22 protein-coding genes are annotated in these 25,845 nt (G+C 51.3%); 9 read left to right on the forward strand and 13 right to left on the reverse strand.

Translation table 11 applies throughout. From position 1 onward, the window contains the following. From IE054_RS15235 to serA, 5 genes are all read left to right on the forward strand, one after another. Nucleotides 1-897 (forward strand): ribokinase, encoded by an 897-nt coding sequence (locus IE054_RS15235; protein ID WP_189407921.1) that lies wholly within the window; start codon nt 1-3, stop codon nt 895-897. A 17-nt stretch (nt 898-914) separates the two neighbouring features. Then, on the forward strand, nt 915-1,856 hold the full coding sequence (locus IE054_RS15240) for a nucleoside hydrolase (RefSeq protein WP_189407922.1): 942 nt from the start codon (nt 915-917) through the stop codon (nt 1,854-1,856). Between the two features lie 82 nt (nt 1,857-1,938). Then, the gene (locus IE054_RS15245) at nt 1,939-2,541 is read left to right on the forward strand and encodes a 5-formyltetrahydrofolate cyclo-ligase (protein WP_189407924.1); all 603 of its coding nucleotides are present in this window, start codon (nt 1,939-1,941) and stop codon (nt 2,539-2,541) included. 282 nt (nt 2,542-2,823) lie between these two features. Next, entirely contained in the window at nt 2,824-3,480 is a 657-nt protein-coding gene (gene rpiA / locus IE054_RS15250; RefSeq protein WP_189407925.1) for a ribose-5-phosphate isomerase RpiA, read from the forward strand. A 115-nt stretch (nt 3,481-3,595) separates the two neighbouring features. Next, the gene (gene serA / locus IE054_RS15255; protein ID WP_189407926.1) at nt 3,596-4,825 is read left to right on the forward strand and encodes a phosphoglycerate dehydrogenase; all 1,230 of its coding nucleotides are present in this window, start codon (nt 3,596-3,598) and stop codon (nt 4,823-4,825) included. 112 nt (nt 4,826-4,937) lie between these two features. On the opposite strand, the gene IE054_RS15260 is transcribed toward serA, so the two are convergent. From IE054_RS15260 to IE054_RS15290, 7 genes are all read right to left on the reverse strand, one after another. Then, complete coding sequence (locus IE054_RS15260) at nt 4,938-5,696, reverse strand: DUF481 domain-containing protein (protein WP_189407928.1); 759 nt, start codon at nt 5,694-5,696, stop codon at nt 4,938-4,940. A 144-nt stretch (nt 5,697-5,840) separates the two neighbouring features. Further along, nucleotides 5,841-6,641 (reverse strand): DUF481 domain-containing protein, encoded by an 801-nt coding sequence (locus IE054_RS15265; RefSeq protein WP_189407930.1) that lies wholly within the window; start codon nt 6,639-6,641, stop codon nt 5,841-5,843. 81 nt (nt 6,642-6,722) lie between these two features. Beyond that, nucleotides 6,723-7,544, reverse strand: a complete 822-nt coding sequence (locus IE054_RS15270; protein WP_189407931.1) for an HDOD domain-containing protein — start codon at nt 7,542-7,544, stop codon at nt 6,723-6,725. A 223-nt stretch (nt 7,545-7,767) separates the two neighbouring features. Next, nucleotides 7,768-8,061, reverse strand: a complete 294-nt coding sequence (locus IE054_RS15275; RefSeq protein WP_189407933.1) for a DUF1289 domain-containing protein — start codon at nt 8,059-8,061, stop codon at nt 7,768-7,770. Nucleotides 8,062-8,125: 64 nt separating this feature from the next. Then, complete coding sequence (locus IE054_RS15280) at nt 8,126-8,836, reverse strand: SIMPL domain-containing protein (protein WP_189407934.1); 711 nt, start codon at nt 8,834-8,836, stop codon at nt 8,126-8,128. A 163-nt stretch (nt 8,837-8,999) separates the two neighbouring features. Beyond that, nucleotides 9,000-12,146: an efflux RND transporter permease subunit gene (locus IE054_RS15285; RefSeq protein ID WP_189407936.1), complete on the reverse strand. Its 3,147-nt coding sequence runs from the start codon at nt 12,144-12,146 to the stop codon at nt 9,000-9,002. Further along, nucleotides 12,146-13,363, reverse strand: coding sequence for an efflux RND transporter periplasmic adaptor subunit (locus IE054_RS15290; protein ID WP_373293922.1), 1,218 nt, complete (start codon nt 13,361-13,363; stop codon nt 12,146-12,148). Before IE054_RS15290 ends, IE054_RS15285 begins: the two co-directional genes overlap by 1 nt. Before the next feature lie 141 nt (nt 13,364-13,504). Here IE054_RS15290 and IE054_RS15295 point away from each other — a divergent pair, with 141 nt between their 5' ends. Further along, nucleotides 13,505-14,527, forward strand: a complete 1,023-nt coding sequence (locus tag IE054_RS15295) for a LysR family transcriptional regulator (protein WP_189407939.1) — start codon at nt 13,505-13,507, stop codon at nt 14,525-14,527. Nucleotides 14,528-14,598: 71 nt separating this feature from the next. On the opposite strand, the gene lpdA is transcribed toward IE054_RS15295, so the two are convergent. From lpdA to ampD, 6 genes are all read right to left on the reverse strand, one after another. Beyond that, nucleotides 14,599-16,023, reverse strand: coding sequence for a dihydrolipoyl dehydrogenase (gene lpdA, locus IE054_RS15300; RefSeq protein ID WP_189407941.1), 1,425 nt, complete (start codon nt 16,021-16,023; stop codon nt 14,599-14,601). 172 nt (nt 16,024-16,195) lie between these two features. Next, the gene (gene aceF / locus IE054_RS15305; protein WP_189407942.1) at nt 16,196-18,262 is read right to left on the reverse strand and encodes a dihydrolipoyllysine-residue acetyltransferase; all 2,067 of its coding nucleotides are present in this window, start codon (nt 18,260-18,262) and stop codon (nt 16,196-16,198) included. A gap of 19 nt (nt 18,263-18,281) precedes the next feature. After that, a complete protein-coding gene (gene aceE / locus IE054_RS15310) occupies nt 18,282-20,948 on the reverse strand; it encodes a pyruvate dehydrogenase (acetyl-transferring), homodimeric type (RefSeq protein ID WP_189407944.1) in 2,667 nt (888 codons plus the stop codon). Between the two features lie 164 nt (nt 20,949-21,112). After that, complete coding sequence (locus tag IE054_RS15315) at nt 21,113-21,859, reverse strand: GntR family transcriptional regulator (protein WP_189407946.1); 747 nt, start codon at nt 21,857-21,859, stop codon at nt 21,113-21,115. A gap of 282 nt (nt 21,860-22,141) precedes the next feature. Further along, nucleotides 22,142-23,014, reverse strand: coding sequence for a beta-lactamase regulator AmpE (gene ampE / locus IE054_RS15320; RefSeq protein WP_189407948.1), 873 nt, complete (start codon nt 23,012-23,014; stop codon nt 22,142-22,144). Nucleotides 23,015-23,029: 15 nt separating this feature from the next. Beyond that, a complete protein-coding gene (gene ampD, locus IE054_RS15325; protein WP_189407949.1) occupies nt 23,030-23,566 on the reverse strand; it encodes a 1,6-anhydro-N-acetylmuramyl-L-alanine amidase AmpD in 537 nt (178 codons plus the stop codon). A gap of 164 nt (nt 23,567-23,730) precedes the next feature. On the opposite strand from ampD, the gene IE054_RS15330 reads away from it, so the two are divergent. From IE054_RS15330 to IE054_RS15340, 3 genes are all read left to right on the forward strand, one after another. Continuing rightward, nucleotides 23,731-24,237: a retropepsin-like aspartic protease family protein gene (locus IE054_RS15330; RefSeq protein WP_189407951.1), complete on the forward strand. Its 507-nt coding sequence runs from the start codon at nt 23,731-23,733 to the stop codon at nt 24,235-24,237. 19 nt (nt 24,238-24,256) lie between these two features. Continuing rightward, a complete protein-coding gene (nadC, locus tag IE054_RS15335) occupies nt 24,257-25,117 on the forward strand; it encodes a carboxylating nicotinate-nucleotide diphosphorylase (protein ID WP_189407953.1) in 861 nt (286 codons plus the stop codon). A 237-nt stretch (nt 25,118-25,354) separates the two neighbouring features. Then, nucleotides 25,355-25,795: a pilin gene (locus tag IE054_RS15340; RefSeq protein ID WP_189407954.1), complete on the forward strand. Its 441-nt coding sequence runs from the start codon at nt 25,355-25,357 to the stop codon at nt 25,793-25,795. The last annotated feature ends 50 nt before the right edge of the window (nt 25,796-25,845 follow it).

Consider the following 25,845-nt stretch of genomic DNA (forward strand, 5'->3'; position numbering starts at 1 on the left):
ATGGCAATAATAAATTTTGGATCGATTAATATCGATCATGTCTATCAGGTCGAACACTTTGTTCGTCCCGGCGAAACCATCGCCTCAACACACTATCAACAATTACTGGGTGGCAAAGGTGCCAATCAGTCCATTGCACTGGCGCAGGCAGGGGCAGACGTTCGTCATGTCGGCAGCATTCACGAAAGTGATGCGTCATTTAAGCAGGCACTGATAAAAAAAGGCGTCGACTGTCGGGGCGTGAAATGCAATGACACGCCTTCTGGCCACGCCATTATCCAGGTCACCCCCAGTGGTGAAAATGCCATCGTGCTGTTTGGCGGTGCCAATCAGACAATCACTGCAGATACAGTTTCTGCCGCCTTAAAAGAGACCTCCTCTTCCGACTGGGTACTGACCCAAAATGAAACCAGCAGCATTGACGATGTGTTAAAGCAGGCCAGTGATAAACAGCTGAAAGTGGCGTTTAACCCAGCGCCGATGAGTGACTCAGTCAAACACCTGCCACTGGATTGCATTGACCTGCTTATTGTCAATGAAACTGAAGCCGCAGCCATTACCGGCAAAGAGGCACTGGATGAAATCATCAGTGCATTTCAGGCGAACTGGCCTGATGCAGAAGTTATCATCACCCTTGGCAAACAAGGTGTGAAAATGCTGCGCGGTGACGATGTCATCAGTGTTGAGGCGTTTTCTGTCGATGCGGTCGATACCACTGCTGCCGGTGATACCTTTATTGGCTACTTCTTATCGGCATACTGCAACCACACCGATGCCCGACAAGCCCTTATCAGAGGGTGTGCAGCCTCAGCCATTGCAGTTACCCGTGAAGGCGCTGCGCAATCTATTCCCAGTCAGCAGGAAGTTGACCGGTTTCTGGCTAAAACCGCTCACTAAGTGATTAAGAAAACGTTATGACGCATAAAATTATTTTAGATACGGATCCGGGCATTGATGATGCCATGGCCATATTTTTCGCCTTTCAGTCTCCGGATATCGATGTGTTGGGGCTGACCACGGTTTACGGCAATGTTCCGGTGAACATGTCTGCGCAAAACGCGCTCACTTTGTGTGAGATTGCCGGTAAAGACATTCCGGTCACCAAAGGGGTTGGCATGCCGTGGGTGGGTCCTGAATCGTCCTATGCACACTTCGTGCACGGTGAGCACGGCTTTGGGCATATCAAACCTGAGCCGCCAAAACGGGAACTGGACCCGCGCAGTTCTGCTCAGTTTATTGTGGATATGGCCCGCCAGTATCCCGGTGAAATCACACTGGTCGCAATTGGTCCGCTAGGCAACCTTGCCCTTGCGCTGCGTCTTGAGCCGGAACTCCCTAAGCTGGTTAAGGGGGTCAGTATCATGGGCGGTGCAGCCTTTGTTCGCGGCAATGTGACGCCGGTAGCCGAAGCCAATATCTGGAATGACGCCTATGCTGCAGAGATCGTGTTCGCTGCGGACTGGGACCTGACCATGTTTGGCCTGGATGTCACCAATAATGTGCCGTTCAAGCCTGAGTTTGTCGATTTACTGGCACAGAATAACCCCGAACTGGGCGGTTTTGTAAAAGAATCTGCGCAATTTTACATGGATTTTTATTCTCAGAATCGTGACGACCGGGTCTGCTTTTTCCATGATGCGTTTCCTATTGCGCACCTGCGTCATCCGGAGCTGTTCGAACTCACCGAAGGGCATGTGCGGGTTGGCACCGGCGAGCTGGACCGCGGTCAGACCGTTGTTGCCCCGAAAGGCACAACGCCAAGCCCATTGTGGAACAATGCTAACACCATCAAGGTTGCAACGGGCGTTAACCATAGTCAGCTGGAACAGCTGTTTATTGACACCTACGCTGGGTAATCAAACCACCCACACGGCATGATGCCGTGTGGGTGGACCGACCGTTTTTTCTGTCAGCCGTCAGACAAAGTCAGGTTCTGCTATGCATAATTCTGAACGCACACAATTACGACGCAAGTTACGAGCTGCCAGAAACGCGCTCATCCCGACAGAGCAGCAGCTGGCGGCACAGGATATCGCGTCGCAGTTAGCGGCCGTACCAGCGGTAAAAACGGCCGGCTCTCTGGCTTTTTATCTATCCAACGATGGTGAAGTCAGCCTCAGTGAATTTTCAGCTTCACTGCTGGCCGGCGCTTCTTCCCCCCGTCTGGCACTGCCTGTGTTACACCCGTTTTGTCGCGGTCACCTGTTGTTTTTGCATTACCACCAACACACCGCAATGACAGAAAACCGCTTTGGGATCCCCGAGCCTTCACTTGACTGTACCGCCGTGGTTCCCGCCCACCAGCTTGACGTAATCCTAATGCCGCTGGTCGGCTTTGATAAAGACGGGAACCGTTTAGGCATGGGGGGTGGCTTTTATGATCGTACCCTGGCTAACCGTCACAACTGGCCTGCCAGCCCCCGTCTTATTGGCATTGCCCACGACTGCCAGCAGGTCGACGCATTACCCGTTGCTGCCTGGGATGTGCCCTTAGACGCCATAGTGACACCCTCTCAGATTATCGTGCCAAAAGATTCCTGACGCGCACGCTATTGCCTGCAGGCCTTCCGTCCGGGCAGTGTTGATAGCCATACACACTCTCCTTCGTCGCACGCGTATCATGAGAACTGGCTATATAATGAAATATGATGCTGCGTGAGTCAGTCAGGCAATCTTTTTCTGATTGAGCCGCGGGTGTCCGTATTGTCCTAAAGCGGCCCGTCAGCGTCCGTGCATGCGTTTAGGCGGGGAATGCTGACAAATTGTGCTGTATGCAACACAGGCTTTTCGGGTACACTCTGGCTGTCAATTTCAGGAGTGTTTATGGATCAGAATCAGAAGAAACAGGCGGTGGCACGTGCCGCACTGGCATACGTTGAAACCGATACGGTCATTGGTGTCGGAACGGGCTCAACGGTTAACTTTTTTATTGATGCACTTGCTGACATCAAACATAAAATTACGGCAGCGGTATCAAGCTCTGAAGCCTCGACTGAGCGTTTAAAAAAGCTCGGAATTGACGTGTTATCGCTTAATGAGGTCGACAGTCTGTCGGTATACGTTGACGGAGCCGATGAGGTGACCGAGCACAAGCACATGATAAAAGGCGGTGGCGCAGCGCTGACACAGGAAAAAATTGTAGCGGCGGTGGCGAAACGTTTTATCTGTATCGTCGATGACAGCAAACGGGTCCCGGTACTTGGTAAGTTTCCGCTTCCTATCGAAGTTATTCCAATGGCACGCTCGTATGTCGCCAGGGAACTGGTCAAACTCGGTGGTGATCCGGTATATCGTCAGGGTGTGATCACCGATAACGGCAACGTTATTCTGGATGTACATAACCTGGATATTCTTGCACCGCGCGACCTGGAGCAAACACTAAACAATATTCCCGGTGTCGTCAGCAACGGTATCTTCGCATTACGTGGCGCCGATGTTGTACTCACCGCTTCAGAAAGTGGCGTCGCAACCTTTGACTAATTTGCGGGAAGGCGAAAATAGCACTTTTCAGCCTTCTTTATCTTTGTTACTTTGAACGTATAGACGTCCAGAAGGCCCAAATTAGAGCCAACATTCACAACCGAGATCCAAGTTCATGTCAAAAGTGTCTTTGCCAAAAGAAAAAATCCGCATTCTGTTGCTGGAAGGTGTTCACCAAAGTGCTGTAGAAACCTTACGGAGCAATGGCTATACCAATATTGAGTACCTCAAAACGTCGCTACCGGAAGACGAACTGATTGAGAAGGTCAGCGATGCGCATTTCATTGGCATTCGCTCCCGCACCCAACTGACTGAGCGTGTTTTCGCCAGCGCCAGCAAACTGGTGGCCGTAGGTTGTTTCTGTATTGGTACCAATCAGGTCGATCTGAATGCTGCTGGCCGCCGTGGTATTCCGGTATTCAATGCCCCCTTCTCCAACACCCGCTCGGTAGCCGAACTGGTACTGGGCCAGATTATCCTGTTGTTGCGGGGGATCCCCAGTAAAAATGCCAAGGCCCACCGCGGTGAATGGGAAAAGAGCGCAGTTGGCTCGTTTGAAGCGAGGGGTAAAACCCTGGGTATCATTGGGTATGGTCACATTGGTACGCAACTGAGTATTCTGGCCGAGCATCTGGGTATGCGTGTCCAGTTTTTCGATATTGAAGATAAACTGGTGCTGGGTAATGCCTCTCAGGTTAAAAGCTTATCCCACCTGTTAAGCACCTCTGATGTAGTAACCTTGCATGTGCCGGAGACCCCGCAAACGCAGAATATGATTGATGCAAAAGCACTCGAGCAAATGCAGCCCGGCAGTATACTGATTAATGCCTCGCGCGGCACGGTAATCGACATACCGGCGCTGGCTGCATCCATTGACAGTGGTCACCTGCGTGGGGCAGCCATTGATGTCTTCCCGGTTGAACCGAAGTCTAACAGTGAGGAGTTTCAGTCGGAATTACGCGGCCTGGATAACGTGATTTTGACCCCTCATGTAGGTGGGAGTACGCAGGAAGCGCAGGAAAACATAGGGATCGAGGTGGCAGGAAAGCTCGCCAAGTACAGCGATAATGGCTCGACGCTGTCTGCGGTTAACTTCCCAGAAGTATCGCTGCCTGAACATACCGACCGCTCACGTCTGCTGCACATTCATGAAAACCGGCCGGGTATGCTTACTCAGATTAACCATGCCTTTGCTGATCAGGGCATCAACATTGAAGCCCAGTATCTGCAAACCAAAGGCGATGTGGGTTATGTTGTGGTCGACGTAGAAGCCGACCGCGCCTATGATGCCCTTGACCAGCTACAGAAAATCGACGGCACCATCAAGACCCGTATCCTGCATTAGTGGTGTGGTGCATCACAGCACCCCATTCAGCACCAAAAAAGGCACGCCTACCGGCGTGCCTTATTATTATCTATGCTCGTCAGACACAACAGTCCGACAGCCTGTACCTGGTTTAGAAGAAGTTATATACCAGCGTTACAGCCGTCTCTGTGTCCAGCTTTTCGATACCGGGCGCTACGTTTGAGTTGTGATCCAGTTTTACGGATACCTTCATGGACAGGTTACCACTGATTGTCGCTGTCAGTGCACTCTCCGCCCGGGATTTGGTATTTTCAGAGCCCACTTCAGTACTCAGCGTCTGAGTGAACTTTGCAGTCTCAGAAATGCGCCAGCTATATGCCGCAGATGCACGCACAATTAACCCGTTAAGCTCTTCGCCGTCCTGTGTTTCCCGAAACGCATAACCCGGACCGAGTGAATATTCAAAGGTCTGTGTTTTTGTCTCAAGTACTTTTTGGTTCCAACCCGCAGCGATAGTTGCCTGATAATCATAGTTACTAAGGCGGTCGTCTTCATACGAGGCGAAACCGAACAAACGGTGATCGGGATTATCCAGCTTGTAATTACCCTGCGCAGAGGAGAAGAATTTCTGCGCGGAGGTACGCTCAACTTCTTCACCGTCTATTTCCACGGTCTCTTTTTTGTACAAGCCTTCGACAATATAATCATTGCTCCAGTTCTCAAGCTCCTGATGCGCTGTCAGTCCTGCCGAGGCGGAGGTCGTTTCCGTGTTCCCGGTAGTAAATATAAAGCCCAGCTCACCTTCCATCGTAAAAGGTTTCTGTTCTTCTTCCTGTGCCATCACCGGCGATGACAACAATGCTGTGGCCGACACAACCAGTGCGGGCGTCACAAAAAACGATGTTTTCATAAATTTTCCTAATTTACTGAGCCAAAAATAACCTGCGAGATCACACAGGGCGCATAGAATACGACGCTATACTACCTGCCAATAGCGCGCAATCAAGCGTCAGGGCTGAATTTCGGCAATTTTTTTGTACCCCGGTAAAGCAGATCAGAAAAACTGATATACCAGGGTAACTGAGGTTTCCGTATTCAATGAGGCATTCGCATCTGCAGCATCTGTCTCATGGTTCAGGATCAGTGACAGTTTTAAGGCCAGGGAACCAAAAATACTGGCAGACAATGACGTTTCTGATCTGGACTTCACATTTTCAGTACCAGCCTCAGTACTGACGAACTGACGAAACTTAGCCCCCGTGCTCCAGTTATATCTGTACTCGGCAGAGGCCCTTACAATGAAACCACTATTCACTGACGACATGGTGTTAGTTTCGGCCTCAATAAACGAGTAACCGGGTCCGACACTGTAGCGAAATTTGCTGTTTTCATCAGACCAGAGCCGCTGCGACCAGCCGCCGGCAAGCGATGCCCGGTAGGCATATCCGTTAAAGCGATCGTCTTCATAATCGCCGTAAAGAAATAATCGTCGGTCAGCCTGCTTCAGCTTATAGTCAAATTGTGCATTAGCAAAAAAGCGCTGTGCGGTGACTTCACGACTGCTGTCGGCGACATCACTCTCTTTGTACAGCATTTCTGCATTATAGTGGTTGCTCCAGTTCAGCGTTTCGTGCTCAGACGTTACTGCCGCTTTCAGCGACGCCGCTGAAGTGTTGCCGGTAGCAACCAGCACACCCAACTCACCATCGAGCGTAAAGTGAGGCACCGGGTTTTCCTCATCCTGATCAAGCTCAGCGTGATACAGCGTTTGAATCAAATCCTGTGCCGCAGATACCTGGCCACTTACCAGCAACAAAGCAAGTACCAGCCCGCGAAAAACATGGGTAGTTTGCATAGGTATATCAATTATTTTTAGCGCAACGTTACCGGGCCGATGGTCTCATCGGATACTGAGAGTCAGTTATAAACTGCGCGCCTAATGTATTAGCGCAGACAGCCGCGCGGCCTCCTTGCTGGCAAACTCTACAGCACTTCCCAGGGTTTCCCCTTCTATTTTTAGATTTCTCGCCACTTGTGCCGGAAAGATATCAACATCCAGCGTGGTGACTTTTTGTTCTTTTAGGGTAATGCGCCGGGCACACTCAAGCACAGAGATATCGGTATCAGACGCCGCCTTACCGGTTTCATACAGATGTTTTACCGGGTAATACAAAGGCAACGGCAACCGCCAGCGCTCCAATATAGTACCGGTACAGGCTGCAAACGTAAAATCAAAGTGTTTCAGTTGTTTTTCTTCTGGCATCAGCGCGTCGTCATCGGACACATACTCTGCATAGGCATGGGGATCATGGCAGGCCACCACCGGTTCGCTTAAATCCAGCAATATACCGATAACAAAAAAACGCTCATTACCACGAATTCCCGCCTGTTTTGCCAGATAACGGGCGACCAGACCACGATAGACCGAAATCTGCCAGTGTTTGTCACTGTCAATTAAGGCTGAGTTGAATTGCCGGAAGGCGCTGGTGGCGGTCTCAGCAACTACCAGGTTATACAAAGCCTCCCCTCCAATGACATTGACGGCCTTGGCAATAGAGTCAATTTGCGAGGGAAACCTGAACAGTGCACTGTTAGCCAGTTTGAGTACTTTCGCCGTTAGCGAGGGGTCGACACTGATAAACGTGGCAATATCATTCGCGTCGCTGCGGGGATCATCCAGCACATCACGGATCCGCAAGCAGACATCAGGCAGCGTAAAAGACTTAGCTGCAACATTAACGAATTTGTCCATCGACATAGTAGATCATCCACTCGCTTCTATTGGGCGCTCATTATAACAAGCAGTATTTTTTTCTCAGCCTGAAATACGCTCGTCAGGCATGCATTTTTATACCTGTGATGATCGTTTGTCCTCGCACTAAAGAAACACGTTCTTACCAAAGAACGACAGCCGTTGTCCGTGAAACCTGCGTTGCGACTGCGCACGTCAGGACGCGCCGAGAGCGATAAGCTTACTCGCATCATCCCTCGTTATCGGTACCGTGAAACAGATCCTGCTGCTGAGGCTTATATGCTACCGTGGGTTCATCGGCCTGACGTTGTCTGCGCTGTGCCTGCATTTTACGGCGGTGACAGGCACCAACAATCTGTCGCCGGGTCGCATCGTCTACTTTCAGCCAGTAAAGCCGCTCTTCACGGCTTCGGTAGCACCCTTTACAAAACCCTCGCGGCCCTGCTTCGCATACACCAATACACGGGCTGGGCACCTCAAAAAATTCGAGTTGCGTGCTTGTTTGGGGATCATCAGCACTCATATCTGGGTTAAATACAACGCAGTCGTTCGATAGTAGACAAACTATAGCATTCTTATCACGCGGGTTAATCCACCAGCGTGTAATCAATGGTAGAAACCACGCGCACACGTTTAATATGCGGATGATGCGCATCGCGGCTACTTATACTGAACTGCCCCTGATTTGCCCGTTTAATTTTTCCTAAGGTGCTGTTTGAATCGCTGGCGAATTTTTCAGCAACCTCTCTGGCATTGACTGTGGCCTCCTCAATCATTTCTGGCTTTACCTCATTGAGGCGAGTGAACACAAACTCTGGGCGCGACTGATAGCGCTGGTCAGTCAGCACCACGCCATCGCGCACCAGACTGGCAATATCGTTCATCACGCCGGTCACTTTCTCTACGTTCTCTGAATATACCGTGACTGTTTGAGTAGCACTGTAGCGAAACTCAGCCCGCGGTCCGCCGCCATATTGCTGTGCAGCCTTGTCGGTAATTTCCGGGCGGCCAATGGTAATGGTGTCAGCAGCAATACCGGCCTGGGTAAGAAAATCTTTCACTTTCCCGGCATTGTCGGCTACACGGTCGTACAGTTTTGGTAAATCATTGCCCGCCTCGATAAACGCAATAGGCCAGATCACCCGGTCAGCGGTGTATTCACGCTCAGACAACCCTTTCACGGTCACAACCCGATCCCAGGTCTTGAAGGTAATCAGAGCCTGTCCTAGTTGTGCCCCCAACCCCAGCAGGCCTGCACTGATCCCTAATGCCAGAATGACTGCCACTGCTTTATTCATAATGTAACTCCGTCCTGATTGATTAACGATTGACGCGTTAGGGATAGATTAGCGCAGTTTAGGTATGACAGGGTGGCAATTCACGAATGGATTATGACGAATTAAGACAAAAAAAGGCCGCTCGGAGAGAGCGGCCAAAAATGCCCCTTTTTCAGCACAGGGGCTACGCTTGGGTAGTTGGTTGTCGCGGCTTGTTGCGCGCCATTAATACATAAAAGACCGGTGTCAGAATAAGCCCGAACAAGGTTACACCAATCATTCCTGAAAATACGGCAACGCCCATGGCCTGGCGCATCTCAGCACCGGCCCCAGTAGAAATCACCATCGGTAATACGCCCATAATAAAGGCGATGGAGGTCATCAGGATTGGACGCAGACGTAATCGGCTGGCCTGTTTAATGGCGGTAATTTTATCCATACCTGACTCCTGCAGTTCTTTGGCAAATTCCACTATCAGGATGGCATTTTTGGTTGCAAGCCCGACCAGCACAATCAACCCTATCTGGGTAAAGATGTTGTTGTCGCCGCCATATACCCATACACCAATCAGCGCGCTTAACAGTGTCATAGGCACAATCAGGATAATTGCCAGCGGTAACCGCAGACTCTCGTATTGCGCCGCCAGTACCAAAAACACCAGTAACACAACTAACGGGAAGATAAAGGCAGACGCGTTACCGGCCAGAATTTGCTGGTAGGTCAGTTCTGTCCACTCATAGGTCATACCGGTCGGCAATGTTTCCTTGAGGATTTGCTCAATCGCCGCTTTAGCCTGATCAGAGCTATAGCCGGCAGCCGGGGCACCGTTAACTTCTGCGGTGATATAACCGTTATAATGCATAACCCGATCAGGCCCGGCGCTGTGCTGGACATCCACAAACGATCCTAACGGAATCATCTGGCCCTGCGCATTGCGAACCTTGAACTGGCTGATATCCTGTCGCTGTTGACGGAACGGCGCATCGGCCTGTACGTTGACCTGATAGGTGCGGCCAAACAGGTTAAAGTCATTCACATATACCGAGCCCAGATAGGCCTGCATAGTGCTAAACAGCGTATCAATGCCAACTCCCTGACTAATTGCTTTTTCGCGATCAACATCTACATCCAGTTGCGGTACGTTGACAGTAAAGCTGGTGAAACTGTCAGTCAGAGCCGGATGTGCCCAGGCTTTCTGTATCACCTCTTGTGTTGCCTTTTCCAGTTCGGCAAAGCCAAGGTTACCGCGGTCCTGAATTTGCAGCCGGAATCCGCCAATGGTTCCCAGACCTAGCACCGGCGGCGGGGGAAATATCGCCACATAAGCCCCTTTTATCGAGGCAAACTGCTGATTCAGCTGACCGGCAATCGCGCCGGCAGATAAGTCAGGTGACTGACGCTCAGCAAAGGGTTTGAGTGACGTAAACAACACACCGGAACTGGGACTGTTAGTAAAGCCGTTAATATTCAGGCCTGGAAATGCAACCGCATCAGACACCCCCGGATGCTCCATGGCAATACGGGACATTTCACGTACCACCTCTTCAGTCCTGTCCAGTGACGCCGCATTAGGCAGTTGCGCAAACGCTACCAGATACATTTTGTCCTGAGAGGGCACATAACCGGTAGGCGTTGAATTAAACTGAAACGCTGTTAACCCTAACAGCCCTGCATAAAGCACCATCACAATACCGCTCTTTCTGACGAGCCCCCCTACGGCGCCCGTATAACGGTCTGATGCCCGATCAAACAGTCTGTTGAACGGCGTGAACAGCCAGCGCCCAAAGAGCCGGTCCATGGCCCTTGTCAGCCAGTCATTCGCCTTGCCGTGTGGCTTAAGTAACAACGCAGACAGGGCCGGACTCAAGGTTAACGAGTTGATGGCAGAAATGACGGTGGAAATGGTAATGGTCAGTGCAAACTGCTTATAGAACTGCCCTGTCAGTCCGGACATGAAGGCCGTGGGGATAAACACCGCCGCCAGCACCAACGTAGTGGCAATGATCGGACCGGTCACCTCTTTCATCGCCTGCACGGTAGCCTCGACCGGTGACTTACCCTCAGCAATATTACGCTCCACATTTTCCACGACCACAATGGCATCATCGACCACGATCCCGATGGCCAGTACCAGGCCAAAGAGTGACAAGGCGTTAAGCGAAAAGCCCATCAGTTGCATAAAGGCAAAGGTACCCACCAATGATACAGGTACTGCTACCAGCGGGATAATCGACGCCCGCCAGGTTTGCAAAAACAGCACCACCACCAGCACAACCAGCAGTACCGCTTCTAACAGGGTGTTTACTACTGCTTTGATTGAACCACGCACAAAGACCGTGGGATCGTACACAATGTCGTAATCCAGACCTTCCGGAAATGCCGCTTTTAATGACTGCATGCGGGCCCGGACATCTTCTGAAATCTGTATGGCATTAGAGCCTGGCGCCTGAAAAATTGGCAAGGCGGCGGCAGGATTGTTATTAAGCAACGAGCGCAGCGCATACTGATCAGCGCCCAGCTCAACCCTTGCGACATCTTTAAGCCGGGTTATCTCACCGTTTGCACCGGTTTTAACCACAATATTTTCAAATTCCTGCTGATCAGCCAGTCTGCCGCGCACATTAATGAGTAGCTGAAAATCACTGCCACCAGTAGGCTGTGCGCCCAGACTTCCCGCAGCAGCCTGCTGATTCTGACTGCGTATGGCACTGACCACATCCTGTGGATTCATTTTAAGCTCGGCCAGCTTATTAGGGTCCAGCCACACCCGCATGCTGAACTCGCCTGCACCAAACTGACGAACCTGCCCGACCCCTTCAATACGCGCCAGCTCGTCTTTCACATACTGATCGGCATAGTTCGCCAGGTACAGCATGTCGTAACGCTCATCCGGGGAGGTCAGGTGCACCACCATAGTCAGGTTAGGTGAGGATTTTTCGGTCACTATGCCTAATCGCTGTACTTCCTGAGGCAAGCGCGGCGTCGCCCGGTTCACCCGGTTTTGTACCAGCGTGGTCGCCTCGTCCGGATCGGTGCCGATAGCAAAGGTAATGGTCAGCGTCATTCTGCCATCCGCAGTTGCCTGCGAGGACATATACAGCATGTTTTCTACGCCGTTAATTTCCTGCTCGAGCGGCGTGGCCACGGTTTCTGCAATGACTTTCGGGTTTGCGCCTGGGTAATTGGCCGTAACAACCACGGTGGGCGGCACAACCTCAGGGTACTCGGTGATAGGGAGTTGCCATACGGCAATGGCCCCGCCGATAAATATCAGCAGACTTAGCACGCCCGCAAAGATAGGACGATGGATAAAAAAGCGCGACAGATTCATTAGCGAAGCCCTGCCGTCACCGGCTCATCCTGCTTAAGCGCCAGTTGCATTGCAGCATCTACACGCGCTTGCCAGCTATCCAGTGCGGTCAGCGCATCTTCATCCGCCATTTTCACAGGGTTTGGTGCAACCGGTGCGCCCGGGCGTACACGCTGAAGACCGGCTACAACAATTTCATCGCCTTGTTCAAGGCCACCTTCAATAATGCGTAATTCACCGACCTTATCACCTAGCGTAACGGCCCGGTATTGCGCTTTGTTTTCTTTATCAATGACCAGCACATATTTATTGTTCAGATCGGTATTAATCGCTTTGTCAGCTATCAGGATCCCTTTTTCATCGGACTCACCCGCCAGCTTCAGGTGCGCAAACAACCCTGGCAGCAGTGTGCCTTTTTCATTCGAAAACACCGCGCGAACACGCAGGGTACCGGTCTGCGCGCTGACCTGATTATCAATAAAGTCAATATAGCCCCAGTGTTCATAGGACGCCTGGTTTGCCAGCTTCATCGCCACAGGCTGGGCGTCAACCGCCCGGTTGCCCGACTGCGATGCAACATAATTCAGGTAGGTCTGCTCATCAATATCAAAATAGGCATGCAGCTTGTCGGTTGACACAATGGTGGTGAGTTCTGTCTGTCCGGCGCTGACAAAATTGCCTGCGGTCACGCTGGCCCGTGAAATACGCCCGGAAATGGGTGCCTGCACACGTGCAAAGCCCCGGTTCAGTCTTGCCACATCAAGCTGCGCCTGCGTTTGGGCAAGGGCTGCATCTGCCTGCTGCATCTCAGTTTGTCTGGCATCAATGACTTCCTGAGAAACAGACTGTGAAGCACTAAGTTTTTCGGCACGCTGATAGTTAGTCTTCGCCAGTGAGTAGCGACTGCGTGCCTCGCTTAACTGCGCGGTCAAACGGTCAACTTCGGCCTTGTATCGGCGGTTATCGATGAGAAACAGGGTTTGTCCCTGTTCGACCCATTCACCCTCTTCAAACGCCACAAAATCGATGTAGCCGGACACACGCGGACGCAATGACACCGTCTGCGGTGCGACTAACCGGCCGGTAAAGTTATCCCACTGGGTAATACGCCTGGCGATCACCGGTGCCACATCAACCGGTACCCCCTGCTGCTGGGCTTTCTGACCCGCATCAGTCGGATTATCACTGCAGGCAAACAGACTCATGCTAAGAAGTAGTGCAACACTGAATGTTTTAATTGCGGTCATGGTTTGACTCTGAGTTAGTTATCAATGGGACAATTATCCGTGCTTAAATACAATAAAAATAATTATATTTTTGTATGCAAAGCATCATGTTTTGTTATATGTTTAATTATCACACTGAAATGGGGCTAACGTATGCGTTCACACGACCTTAATTTACTGATGATTTTTGATGCCATAATGACAGAAGGTGCAATAACCCGGGCAGCGGACCGACTGGCGATGACGCAGCCTGCGGTGTCGAATGCTCTGTCCAGAATGCGTACAGCCTGGAAAGACGAACTGTTCGTAAAGGACGGGCGAGGGATCCAGCCTACCTCCTATGCTAAAAATTTATGGAGTCAGATACAGTCGCCATTAAGTCAGCTGGAAAACGCCGTCAGCCCGACCGAGTTTGATCCTTCAACGGCCAAGCGGACTTTTCGGGTATCTGCGACGGACAGCATTATTTCTATGGCCTGGGGGCCACTTCGTCAGGTGATTGAAAAACAGGCTCCGGGTATCAATGTGTACGCCATCCCTAATCTGAATATGGATTCCGATCAGATTTTAAAAGATGCCGAAGCTGAACTGGCTTTCTCAAAACACCTTAAGCCAGATCCTGTGATCCGCTCTGAGCATGTTCTGGATCCGCGCTATGTGGTACTCATGCGTCCTGAGCACCCTCTGGCGAAAGAAGAACTCACTCTGGAAGACTTCGTTAATGCTGAGCATTTGCTAGTCTCCATTAGCGGAGATGTGACCGGCCCCACTGACCAGGTACTGACGAATATGGGCCTGTCACGACGTGTCGCGATGTCGGTCAACTCCTTCAGCAATGTTCCTGAACTGCTTAAAGAGAGTAATTTAATCTGCGTTGCCCCATCGGTGGTGCTTGAAAAGGAAATTTTCTCAGGTGAGCTGGCGGTGTTTGAAACACCCATTGATATCGTCTCCACCCCGCTATCACTGATTTGGCATAAACGTCAGGATCACGACCCGGGCCTGACCTGGCTGCGACAACTGATTGCCGGCTTTATCCTTGAGCGCGCTAACCATCATGAAGTCATGTTGTCCAAGTGTTGCCGCAAAGGCTATTGCGAGGAAACGGTACGCAAATATATGCAACAGCGGGGCGAGTGCCAAACCAACGTCGCAGCGCTGGATACGGCCGGGTAATGTCCGGCTAACGTGCGGGCATAAAAAAAGCGAGACACTGTCCCGCTTTTTTCATTTCCTGTCGCGATGAATTACTTCTTTTTCTTCGCTTTTGGATTAGGCATATCTGTGATGCTGCCTTCATACACCTCTGAGGCAAGACCAATAGACTCATTAAGCGTTGGATGCGCATGAATAGTCAGTGCCACATCTTCTGCATCGGCGCCCATTTCGATGGCCAGGCCAATTTCGCCCAGCATCTCACCGGCATTGGTACCCACCATGGCACCACCGATAACGCGGCCACTGTCTTTATCAAAGATCATCTTAGTCAGACCGTTGGTCGCGTCTGAAGCAATGGCACGGCCTGATGCCGACCATGGGAACGAGGCCGTCTCGTAGCTGACACCCTGCTCCTTGGCTTCTTTCTCAGTCAGACCTACCCACGCCACTTCTGGCTCTGTATACGCAACAGATGGGATGCAACGCGGATCGAAGTAATGTTTCTGGCCTGAGATGACCTCGGCCGCCACATGCCCTTCATGTACCGCTTTGTGCGCCAGCATTGGCTGTCCAATGATATCGCCAATCGCATAAATGTTGTTGACGTTGGTACGCAGTTGCTTATCAACGTTGATGAAGCCTTTGTCGTCGACTTCCACGCCGGCTTTATCGGCGTCAAACATTTTACCGTTTGGCTTACGGCCCACGGCCACCAGCACTTTGTCGTAACGTACAGGCTCATCCGGTGCATTCTTACCTTCAAAGGTCACATACAGGCCGTCATCCTTCGCTTCTACGTCAGTAACTTTGGTTTCCAGCATCACATTGAACTTGTCTTTATAGTCTTTCATAAAGACTTTCATGATGTCTTTGTCAGCAGCCGGAATGAGCTGGTCAAGGAACTCAACCACATCAATTTTAGAACCCAGCGCTTCGTATACCGTGCCCATTTCAAGACCGATGATGCCGCCGCCCAGTACCAGCATTTTCTCCGGAATATCTTTCATTTCCAGTGCGCCGGTTGAGTCAATGACGCGATCATCGTCGTGTGGAATAAAGGGCAGTGTTACCGGTTCAGAGCCTGCAGCGATAATGGCATTCTCGAATTTCACCGTCGTTTTACCGTCATCCCCTTCTACTTCCAGGGTGTCGCTACCGGTGAACTTACCGTAACCTTTGACGTGCTTCACTTTACGCATCTTCGACATGCCGGATAAGCCTTTAGTCAGCTGACCCACTACGTCATCTTTATACGAACGCAGTTTATCCAAATCAATTTCAGGCTCACCAAACGACACACCGTGATTGGACAGATGTTTGGCTTCCTTCATGACTTTCGCCACATGAAGCAATGCTTTTGATGGGATACAACCTACGTTCAGACACACACCGCCAAGGGTGTCTCTGGCATCCACAATTACCGTTTCAATGCCTAAATCGGCAGCGCGGAACGCTGCGGAGTAGCCACCTGGGCCGGCGCCCAATACCACTAGCTGAGTTTTAATTTCGCTCATCGTGACCTCAAATTCTGTCCAAATTTCAATGCGTATATGTACGCGTGTAAGTTTTCAATGCCTGTTACACGCCTGAATTTTAACTAGGGTGTCAAAGCCGTGTAAAGCTAACGGAGCTGAAAAGCCGTAAAAATACCAATTCGGGAGCATCTCGCTCCCGAACCGTACTTTCTTACAACAGCATTTGTCGTAAATCTTCCAGCACACCTTTCATGTGGACGGCGAAACGGGCTGCAACCGCACCGTCAATCACACGGTGATCGTATGACAGTGACAGCGGCACCATCAGACGTGGTTCAAATTCACTGCCATTCCATTTCGGCTTCAGGTCGCTCTTAGACACACCCAGGATGGCCACATCCGGCGCATTCACAATCGGCGTGAATGCCGTGCCGCCAATGCCGCCCAGACTGGATATGGTGAAACAGCTTCCCTGCATATCCGCCGATTTCAGTTTACCGTCGCGGGCCTTCGCACTGATTTCCATCAGTTCTTCAGAGAGTTCGTGAATGCCTTTCTTATCGACATCACGGACCACCGGCACGACCAGGCCATTCGGCGTATCGACTGCAATACCAATATGGTAGTACTTTTTGTAAATTAAAGACTCACCGGACTGAGACAGCGAAGTATTGAAAATGGGGTACGCTTTCAGTGCGTCTGCCGCCGCCTTCATCATAAACACCAGTGGGGTGATCTTAATACCCAGCTTACGCTTCTCGGCAATCTTGTTCTGATCCTTACGGAAGGCTTCCAGATCAGTAATATCGGCTTCTTCAAACTGCGTGACATGCGGAATGGTTACCCAGTTGCGGTGCAGATTCGGGCCAGATATTTTCTGAATACGGGTCAGCGGCTTTTCTTCCACCTCACCAAACTTCGAGAAGTCTACTTTCGGCGGTGGAATCACCTGCAGTCCGCCACTGCCTTCGGCATTGACCGCACCGGCTGCCGCTTTAGGCCGTGACAGCTCATATTTGACAAAGCTCTGCACGTCCTCTTTCAGAATACGGTTTTTACGGCCACTGCCACTCACCTGAGTCAGATCAACGCCAAACTCACGGGCCAGACGGCGAACCGACGGAGAAGCGTGAACTTTGCCGGATTTTTGCTTTTCACCGGCTGAAGGATGATGTGGCACCGGTGGCGGCTTAGGACGACTGTTGTCACCATTATCCGAACTTTGTTTTTTCGGCTCAGGCTTTTGCTCAGACTTCTGCTCACTGCCCTTCGATGCCGACGCATCTGATGACGATGAGCCGCCTTCGCTTTTCACTTTAAGCATCAGCACGGAGGAGCCCTTCGATACCTTATCGCCCTGCTTGACCAGCATTTTGCTTACGGTGCCGGCTTTAGGCGCAGGTACATCCATGGTGGCCTTATCGGTTTCAAGGGTAATCAGGCCGTCTTCGGCTTCAATGCTGTCCCCTTCTGACACCAGCACCTCAATGATTTCAACGTCTTCCGCATCGCCAATATCCGGCACGGTGACTTCCATTTCTTCTTCACCACCGGCACTGTCATCCGATGCGGCTTGTTGCTTTTCGTCACTTTGTGAATCAGACGAAGACGAAGCCTGCTCATCACTGCTGCTGTCACTGCCACTGTCACTACCAGCCACTTCCATGGTTAGGATAAGTGAGCCTTCGCTGACCTTATCGCCTTCCTTAATTTTCAGGCTAACCACCTTACCAGCCTGAGGCGCAGGCACATCCATAGTGGCTTTGTCAGTTTCCAGCGTGATCAGGCCATCTTCTGCCTCAACACTGTCGCCTTCGGCAACCAGTACTTCAATGACATCAACTTCTTCGGCATCGCCAATATCAGGCACCGTGACTTCGATGGTTTCGCTGCCGCCAGACGATTTCCCGCTGTCACTTTCAGCGGCTTTATCGGATTCATCGCTGCCAGCATCCTGCGAATTATCATCCTCAGGTGTGGCTGATTTTTCCTCACTGCTGCCGTCATCATCGCTGTCATCATCGTCACTGCCTTCATCACCGGCCGCTTCAAGTTTGGCCAGCAAGTCACCTTCGCTGATTTTGTCACCCACATTGACCGACAGCTCGGTCACTTTACCGGCAAAGGGCGCAGGAATATCCATGCTGGCCTTATCACTTTCTACTGTGACCAGTGAGTCTTCCGCTTCTACGCTGTCGCCCACGGAAACACACAGTTCGATGACCTCGACATTGTCCTCTCCAAGGTCGGGTACGTGTACGTCTTTTATCTCTGACATAAACTCAGTCTCCGTTCACTTACGCGTATAGTGGGTTTAGCTTGTCCGGATCGATATCCAGATCTTTCATTGCTTTATTCAGTGTCTTGGCATCGACATCACCGGCTTTGTGCAATTCATACAGCGCGGCAAAGGCGACACTCTTGGCATCCACTTCAAAGTGGCGGCGCAGGTTAGCGCGGCTGTCAGAACGACCGAAACCGTCTGTACCCAGCACCCGGTAGCTGCCTGGCACAAAGTTGCGCACCTGATCAGCATAGTTCTTGATGTAGTCGGTGGCGGCGATAGTCGGGCCATCGTTACCGTCTTCCAGTACCTGAGTAATGAAAGGCACACGCGCCTTATCACCGGCATGCAACATGTTGTAACGGTCGCAATCAATCCCTTCACGGGTCAGTTCATTAAATGATGTAACCGAGTAAACTTCAGCCTGTACATCATAGTTGTCACTGAGTAAGTTCGCCGCCTCGCGTACCTGCTCCAGGATGGTGCCTGAGCCCAGCAGCTTCACTTTTTTCTTGCCTTTGCCAACCGTATCCAGCTTATAAATACCTTTTACAATGCCTTCTTCAACATCTTTTGGCATTTCTGGCTGAATGTAGTTTTCGTTCATCACCGTGAGGTAATAGAACACGTCTTCCTGTTCCTCGAACATGCGACGCAGACCATCCTGCATGATTACGGCTACTTCATAGCCATAGGCCGGATCGTAACTGATGCAGTTCGGAATAAGCGCGGCCTGCGTATGACTATGCCCATCCTGGTGTTGCAAACCTTCGCCGTTAAGCGTGGTACGCCCGGCGGTACCGCCAATCAGGAATCCGCGGCAACGCGAGTCACCCGCAGCCCACGCCAGGTCGCCAACCCGCTGAAAGCCAAACATCGAGTAATAAATGTAGACTGGGATCATCGGCAGGTCGTTTAAGCTGTACGACGTCCCCGCCGCCAGCCAGGAGGCCATGGCGCCAAGTTCGTTAATGCCTTCCTGCAGTACCTGACCTTTTTTATCTTCACGGTAGTAAGCGACCTGATCAGAATCCTGTGGCTCGTACTTTTGCCCTTGCGAGGAATAAATACCAACCTGACGGAACAGACCTTCCATACCAAAGGTACGGGCTTCATCAGGAATGATGGGAACCACGCGCTTGCCAATTTGTTTGTCTTTCAGCAACGCGGTTAATACCCGCACAAACGCCATAGTGGTCGAAATTTCACGCTCACCAGAGCCTTTGGTCACCGCTTCAAACGATTTTAGTGCGGGAGCAGGCAGTTCTTCTGAGCTCTTGGCCCGGCGTACCGGCATATATCCGTGCAGCTTGTCACGACGGGCTTTGAGATATTTCATCTCTTCGCTGTCATCGTCAAATTTGTAGTATGGCAGGTCTGAGAGTTTTTCATCCGACACCGGGATGTTAAACCGGTCACGGTAGCCTTTGACCGCGTCCATATCCATTTTCTTAACCTGGTGAGCAATATTTTTACCTTCACCGGCTGCGCCCATACCGTAACCTTTTACGGTTTTGGCCAGAATGACCTGAGGACGGCCCTTCGTTTTCACTGCGCGGTCATACGCAGCGTAGACCTTGACCGGATCGTGGCCGCCGCGGTTAAGTCGCCAGATGTCCTCGTCAGACATGTTGGCAACCATTTCTTTAAGTTCCGGGTATTTACCAAAGAAGTTTTCACGGGTGTAAGCCCCCCCTTTGGCTTTATAGTTCTGGTACTCGCCGTCAACAGATTCATTCATCACCTGCAGCAACTTACCTTCATTGTCACGGGCCAGTAGCGGATCCCAGTAACGACCCCAAATAACTTTAATCACTTCCCAGCCTGCGCCGCGGAAATTGCCTTCCAGTTCCTGAATGATCTTGCCATTACCACGAACCGGGCCATCCAGACGCTGCAGGTTACAGTTAACTACGAAGGTCAGGTTATCCAGCCCTTCGCGGGAAGCAAGGCCAATCGCGCCTAAGCTTTCCGGCTCATCAACTTCACCGTCACCCAGGAAACACCATACGCGCTGTTCAGAACAGTCTTTAATGCCACGGTTGGTCAGATACTTAAGGAAACGGGCCAGATAAATGGCCTGAATAGGACCAAGCCCCATAGATACCGTCGGGAACTGCCAAAAGTCCGGCATCAGTTTAGGGTGCGGGTATGAGGACAGGCCTTCGCCATCAACTTCCTGACGGAACATGTCCAGCTGATCTTCACTTAAGCGCCCTTCAATGTAAGCCCGCGAATAAATACCCGGTGCTACGTGCCCCTGGATAAACAGATAGTCGCCGCCGTCATTGTCATTCGGTGCACGGAAAAAGTGGTTAAAACCAACATCGTAAAGCATGGCCGAAGAAGCAAAACTGGAAATATGACCGCCCAGTTCCAGATCTTTCTTGGAGGCCCGCAGTACCATCATCAGCGCATTCCAGCGCAGTGCGTTACGGATTTTTCCTTCCATGGTCTGATCGCCTGGCATAGTAGGCTCCTGACCAGGCGGAATAGTATTGATGTACGCCGTAGTGGCGTCATACGGTAAATGGGCACCATTTCTGCGTGCTTTTTCAATCAGTGATTCCAGTAAGAAGTGGGCGCGTTCAACGCCTTCTTCTTCTAATACTGACTCTAACGACTCCAGCCATTCTTGTGTTTCTTGCGGATCCACATCTTGGTGCATCATTTCAGTCATGGTGCCATCCTATCGTTGCTGATATAGATACCCCGACCTCTGAATAATTGTGTGCGAGGACGAGTGCCTAAACTAAGTTGTACTTTTAGTGAGCATGTTCGGCTCACCTGTTCCTGCCTTAAGCCGTTTTATTACAACGACTTAATGGTCAAAAAATGTCAGCGCTAAATTTCAAGACGACGAAGTGCCCGCTGCACTCGGCTATCTCTCTGATTTATCGACAATAATGTTTTCTCAATATACGCCAGGTGTGCATTACAGGCCTGCCGTGCTGCTTCCGGATCCCGCGAGGCAATCGCATCGACGATGCCATTACGCTGGCGGGCAATATCGTCGCCGGCCTCCGTATGCCTGGCCAGCATATCCAGATTTCGCTCAATATTTTCCACCAGCATGCCCTGCATCGTGCTCATCACGTGCAACAACACCATATTGTGTGACGCGCGTGCCATGGTGATATAAAACTGCCCCAGTGCCTCTGCCTGTGCGCGTTTACTCTCTTTTGCGCCCGGTCTGGGTAAGCTCTCCAGCGCGTCTTTAAGCGCCGTATAATCTTCAGGTTGCCCACGTAACGCCGCATAGTAAGCGGCCATGCCTTCCAGCGCATGACGAAACTCCAGTAAGTCGAACTGCGTTTCCGGTCGCCGGCTAACCAGTGCCATGAGCGGATCGGTCATTGCTGCATTAAGTTTGGGGCTGACAAACGTGCCACCACCCTGCTTGCGTTCAACCAGTCCGCGGGCCTGCAAATTACCAATCGCTTCGCGCAGGGAGGGGCGTGATACATCAAATTGCTCAGCCAGTTCCCGCTCAGGCGGAAGTTTTTGCCCCGCCAGCAGTGACCCGTCCAGAATCATAGACTCCAGTTGCTCAGTAATCACATCGGCAAGTTTTTTTCGCCCCTGGCGCATCGCGTTCCTGTTCCTACAAAAAAGGCGGCTACTATGTAAACAATTTACACTGCCACCCAACAATTGGTAATACCATTTTACCTATACAGTGTAGGTCAGTTTTTTTTGAAGGACAACACCGGGCGCCCAGCCAGACCTTAATTATCACGCTCATGGTATTTTTACTTACTGATTTAAAAAGAAATTAACAAAAAACCAAGACTGGTCTGACAACAGGACAAACTGGTTAGTTTGTCACCAAAACAGCGCCCTTCCGGGCAGTCGTTATGCACTCTGGTCACCTTAGAGAAGTGCCCCGGAAAGCGTCAACAATGCGGTGACTACTAATAAAAACAGCGTGTTACGCTTTGCCAGCTTCACCAGCACTTTTGGCTCAACCGAGGCATCCTGCTCGTGCGCCTGCTGCTCCTGTGGGGTCAGCATTTCTGCTTTCGACGCAATGTTGGTCAGCAGACGGTAAGGGGAAGTCGCAATCTGACCGGATAATTTTAGCCACTCAGGCAACGCCCGGGAAAAATGTCCCATCATCAGCAGACCGGCGGAGGTTATCCGTACCGGAATAAAATCAAGCGCGAACAGCAGCCGGTAGACAGTATTTGTTTGAGGGTGCCCTGCCGCAGCCGTAGCAGTATAGGTATCGCGTACCAGCACATAGAACACCGCACCGGGCGCCCCAAAGCCGATAAACCACAGCATCACCGCTGCATAATGCTGGTAATTCAGCCATGTCATATGCTGACCAAAGCTTTTACCTGCCGCATCCGCCGCTGCCATCGTCTGTTCTTCATTGTCCGGCGCAAAGCCCAGTTGCTGGGTGTAGAGTGAACAGGCCGCCAGATCGCCCCGATCAGCGGCTTTTAGAAAACATTTATACGTATCGCGCAGTGCCGGACAGCCAATACAAATAAAAAGAATCAGGGTTTGCTCAATAAACACCAGAAACGGGCCCAGCAGCCAGGCTTCAATTGCAGCCAGAAGCAGTGCAGGCAGCAGTAAAACAAGCCAGGTTTGCAATGCTGGTGCATCTGCCTTAAGTAAACCGCTATCGCTACACCACTGTCGATATTGCTGGGTATACCAGGCGGCGTGCCATTTTTGCGACTTGCTGAATAATCGTTCGAGACTAATCACGATCAGTAAGCTAATGAGGATCATGGTGAATTCCTTAGGTTATCGCTGCGCCAGTGCCTGGCGGTAACGGCTCCAGTCGAAAGCAGGCCCCGGATCGGTCTTACGGCCTGGCGCGATGTCACTGTGTCCAACGATGCGTCCCAGCGTAATTGCCGGATACTGCGCCTGTATATCCTGCGACAGTGCAATGAGTGACTGATATTGTTTGTCAGTGTAGCTGTCGCAGTCTGTCCCTTCCAGTTCAATGCCAATGGCATAATCATTACACCTGCTTCTGCCCTGAAAGCTTGATAGTCCTGCATGCCAGGCGCGCGCAGTGAACGGCACATACTGTTCAATGCTACCGTTCCGATAAATGACACAATGGGCCGATACACGCACGCCTTGCAGCTGCTCGTAGAACGGATGTGCGCTGCAATCCAGCTGTCCGGTGAACAGGTCACGGATCGCCGTCCCCCCAAACTCGCCGGGCGGCAATGAAATATTATGGATGACCAGCAGTGATATATCCGCCGGATCCGGACGTTCGTCAAAATGGGTAGAGTGGATCCGCCTGGCCTTCGAATAGGTATCCATACGCAGCCGTAGTGCCTCGCTGTTAAACTGTGAAAGTAGCGCCAGAGTCCGGTATCACTCAGGTAGTCAGTCTCACCGTGCTCGCGGGGGCGCACCTTTTCTGGCTTGAACGTGCAAGACACTATAAAGTGTAAATGGTCAAAAGCCTACCTGGAGTATGTGTAATGAGTGACAGCGGTACACTCGGAAAATGGATGGTAATACTGGCCTGGGTCTGTGGGTTCGGATTGCTGGTGCTGGTATTCGGTGACCTGCTGGAGCGTCAGATTAATCCCAACACCTCCCCTCAGAGCACAACGCAGGGCAGCAGAACCCAGGTGACCCTAAAGCAAAACCGGGCCGGGCATTATGTTACCAGCGGCTATATCAACGGACAGGCAGTGGTGTTTTTGGTTGATACCGGGGCAACGGACGTTGCGGTGCCCGCCCACCTCGCCGATAAACTGGGCCTCGTCGCTGGCCGAACCGGTCTTGCCAGCACCGCGAACGGCACAGTCCGGGTGGCAGAAACCCGCATCGACAACGTGCGTATTGGCGATATTGAAGTCAATGACGTACGCGCCAACCTGAATCCGGGGATGCGCGATGACCATATTCTGCTGGGAATGAGTGTATTGCGGCAGTTAGAGTTTACTCAGCGCGGAGATTCGTTAATATTGCGAACCCTTTAACGGCGATTTCTCAGTAACCATGACTTCATTTGACTTAAACTCAATTCGTGACCAGGTCACGCTGGCGCTTCGCGAAGATTTAGGCGGCGATATCGATGCCGGGTGCGATATTACCGCCAACCTGATTGATGCAACGACCCAGGCCACGGCTACCATTATTACCCGGGAGGCCTGTACCCTGTGTGGTGTTGCCTGGGTAAATCAGGCCTTTGCATTGATAGACCCCTCCATCTCACTCAACTGGCAGGCAGACGACGGTGACGAGGTAGAGGCCGGTGCCACTCTGGTGTCGCTCACCGGCCCTGCTCGCGGTATTCTCACCGCCGAGCGAACGGCGCTGAATTTTCTGCAAACGTTATCAGCGACCGCAACAGTCACCCGGCATTACACACAGTTACTTGGTGCGTCAACTACCCGCATTCTTGATACCCGTAAAACCCTGCCCGGCCTGCGCCTGGCGCAAAAATATGCGGTACGGTGTGGTGGCGGGCAGAATCACCGCATTGGCTTATTTGATGCGTTTTTAATAAAAGAGAACCATATCTTTGCCTGTGGTGGCATTAATAAAGCGGTATTGGCAGCAAAAGCCATGGCGCCGGGAAAACCAGTTGAAGTAGAAGTAGAGAGTCTGGATGAACTGCACATAGCACTGGATGCCGGTGCCGATGTCATCATGCTGGATAATTTTACCAACGAACAGATCCAAGAGGCAGTAGCCATTAACAATGCTCGCAGTAAACTGGAAGTCTCAGGTAATATTACCGATGAACGTCTTGCGTCGCTGGCTACGATAGGGGTTGACTATATCTCGTCAGGCGCACTGACCAAGCATGTAACTGCAATTGATTTGTCCCTGCGCGTTTCACTTGACGCAGACTAAGTAATTGTTCATAAAGGGTATATGAATGTGTTGTTTGCGCTTTGCCGGCCACCTGCAAAATGGTCACAGAGCAACCAGAAGCAAGACGTCGGTATGATTTCTGATACTTGTCACTGGCAAAGACCCTTCTATACTAAGAATCGAGTACCGGGGCCGTTGACAGGACGACTCAGGTATAAACGTCAATTTACATTATGAATTTTGAACTAAACGTGAATAACGTCCCGGAGAATGACCATGAAACACGTACAAGCTTCTAACCAAAAAGGTTTTACACTTATCGAACTGATGATCGTCGTCGCGATTATCGGTATTCTGGCAGCCATTGCACTACCTGCTTACCAAAGCTATACACAGAAAGCGCGCTTCACCGAAGTGACTAACGCCACTGCCGCAGTTAAATCAGCGGTTGAAGTGTGTGCACAAACTACAAATGACCTAGCCCTCTGTGATGCTGAAACAAACGGTATTCCTGCAAACGTAGATGCCGGTAACGGCGTTGTAGGTCTTTCAACTGAAAACGGCGTAATCACTGCTACCGCACCAACAGACATGGACCTGCCAGGTGGCGGGGCAGATGGAAGTGGTGCAGCAACGTATGAGCTGGACCCAGGTACAGAGCTGCAAGACGGCCGTGTGGTCTGGACTGCAACCTGCGATCCTGCGACTCTGTGCTAATCATTTGCGTCCAACACGCTTAAAAAGAAAGCCCAGTTCTGCTGGGCTTT

It is taken from the genome of Alteromonas halophila (genome assembly GCF_014651815.1).
Classification (GTDB): Bacteria; Pseudomonadota; Gammaproteobacteria; order Enterobacterales; family Alteromonadaceae; genus Alteromonas; species Alteromonas halophila.

Coding starts and splice junctions, on each gene's coding strand:
- IE054_RS15235 (WP_189407921.1), top strand. CDS start 1: ATGGCAATAATAAATTTTGGATCGATTAATATCGATCATGTCTATCAG.
- IE054_RS15240 (WP_189407922.1), top strand. CDS start 915: ATGACGCATAAAATTATTTTAGATACGGATCCGGGCATTGATGATGCC.
- IE054_RS15245 (WP_189407924.1), top strand. CDS start 1,939: ATGCATAATTCTGAACGCACACAATTACGACGCAAGTTACGAGCTGCC.
- rpiA (WP_189407925.1), top strand. CDS start 2,824: ATGGATCAGAATCAGAAGAAACAGGCGGTGGCACGTGCCGCACTGGCA.
- serA (WP_189407926.1), top strand. CDS start 3,596: ATGTCAAAAGTGTCTTTGCCAAAAGAAAAAATCCGCATTCTGTTGCTG.
- IE054_RS15260 (WP_189407928.1), bottom strand. CDS start 5,696: ATGAAAACATCGTTTTTTGTGACGCCCGCACTGGTTGTGTCGGCCACA.
- IE054_RS15265 (WP_189407930.1), bottom strand. CDS start 6,641: ATGCAAACTACCCATGTTTTTCGCGGGCTGGTACTTGCTTTGTTGCTG.
- IE054_RS15270 (WP_189407931.1), bottom strand. CDS start 7,544: ATGTCGATGGACAAATTCGTTAATGTTGCAGCTAAGTCTTTTACGCTG.
- IE054_RS15275 (WP_189407933.1), bottom strand. CDS start 8,061: ATGAGTGCTGATGATCCCCAAACAAGCACGCAACTCGAATTTTTTGAG.
- IE054_RS15280 (WP_189407934.1), bottom strand. CDS start 8,836: ATGAATAAAGCAGTGGCAGTCATTCTGGCATTAGGGATCAGTGCAGGC.
- IE054_RS15285 (WP_189407936.1), bottom strand. CDS start 12,146: ATGAATCTGTCGCGCTTTTTTATCCATCGTCCTATCTTTGCGGGCGTG.
- IE054_RS15295 (WP_189407939.1), top strand. CDS start 13,505: ATGCGTTCACACGACCTTAATTTACTGATGATTTTTGATGCCATAATG.
- lpdA (WP_189407941.1), bottom strand. CDS start 16,023: ATGAGCGAAATTAAAACTCAGCTAGTGGTATTGGGCGCCGGCCCAGGT.
- aceF (WP_189407942.1), bottom strand. CDS start 18,262: ATGTCAGAGATAAAAGACGTACACGTACCCGACCTTGGAGAGGACAAT.
- aceE (WP_189407944.1), bottom strand. CDS start 20,948: ATGACTGAAATGATGCACCAAGATGTGGATCCGCAAGAAACACAAGAA.
- IE054_RS15315 (WP_189407946.1), bottom strand. CDS start 21,859: ATGCGCCAGGGGCGAAAAAAACTTGCCGATGTGATTACTGAGCAACTG.
- ampE (WP_189407948.1), bottom strand. CDS start 23,014: ATGATCCTCATTAGCTTACTGATCGTGATTAGTCTCGAACGATTATTC.
- ampD (WP_189407949.1), bottom strand. CDS start 23,566: ATGGATACCTATTCGAAGGCCAGGCGGATCCACTCTACCCATTTTGAC.
- IE054_RS15330 (WP_189407951.1), top strand. CDS start 23,731: ATGAGTGACAGCGGTACACTCGGAAAATGGATGGTAATACTGGCCTGG.
- nadC (WP_189407953.1), top strand. CDS start 24,257: ATGACTTCATTTGACTTAAACTCAATTCGTGACCAGGTCACGCTGGCG.
- IE054_RS15340 (WP_189407954.1), top strand. CDS start 25,355: ATGAAACACGTACAAGCTTCTAACCAAAAAGGTTTTACACTTATCGAA.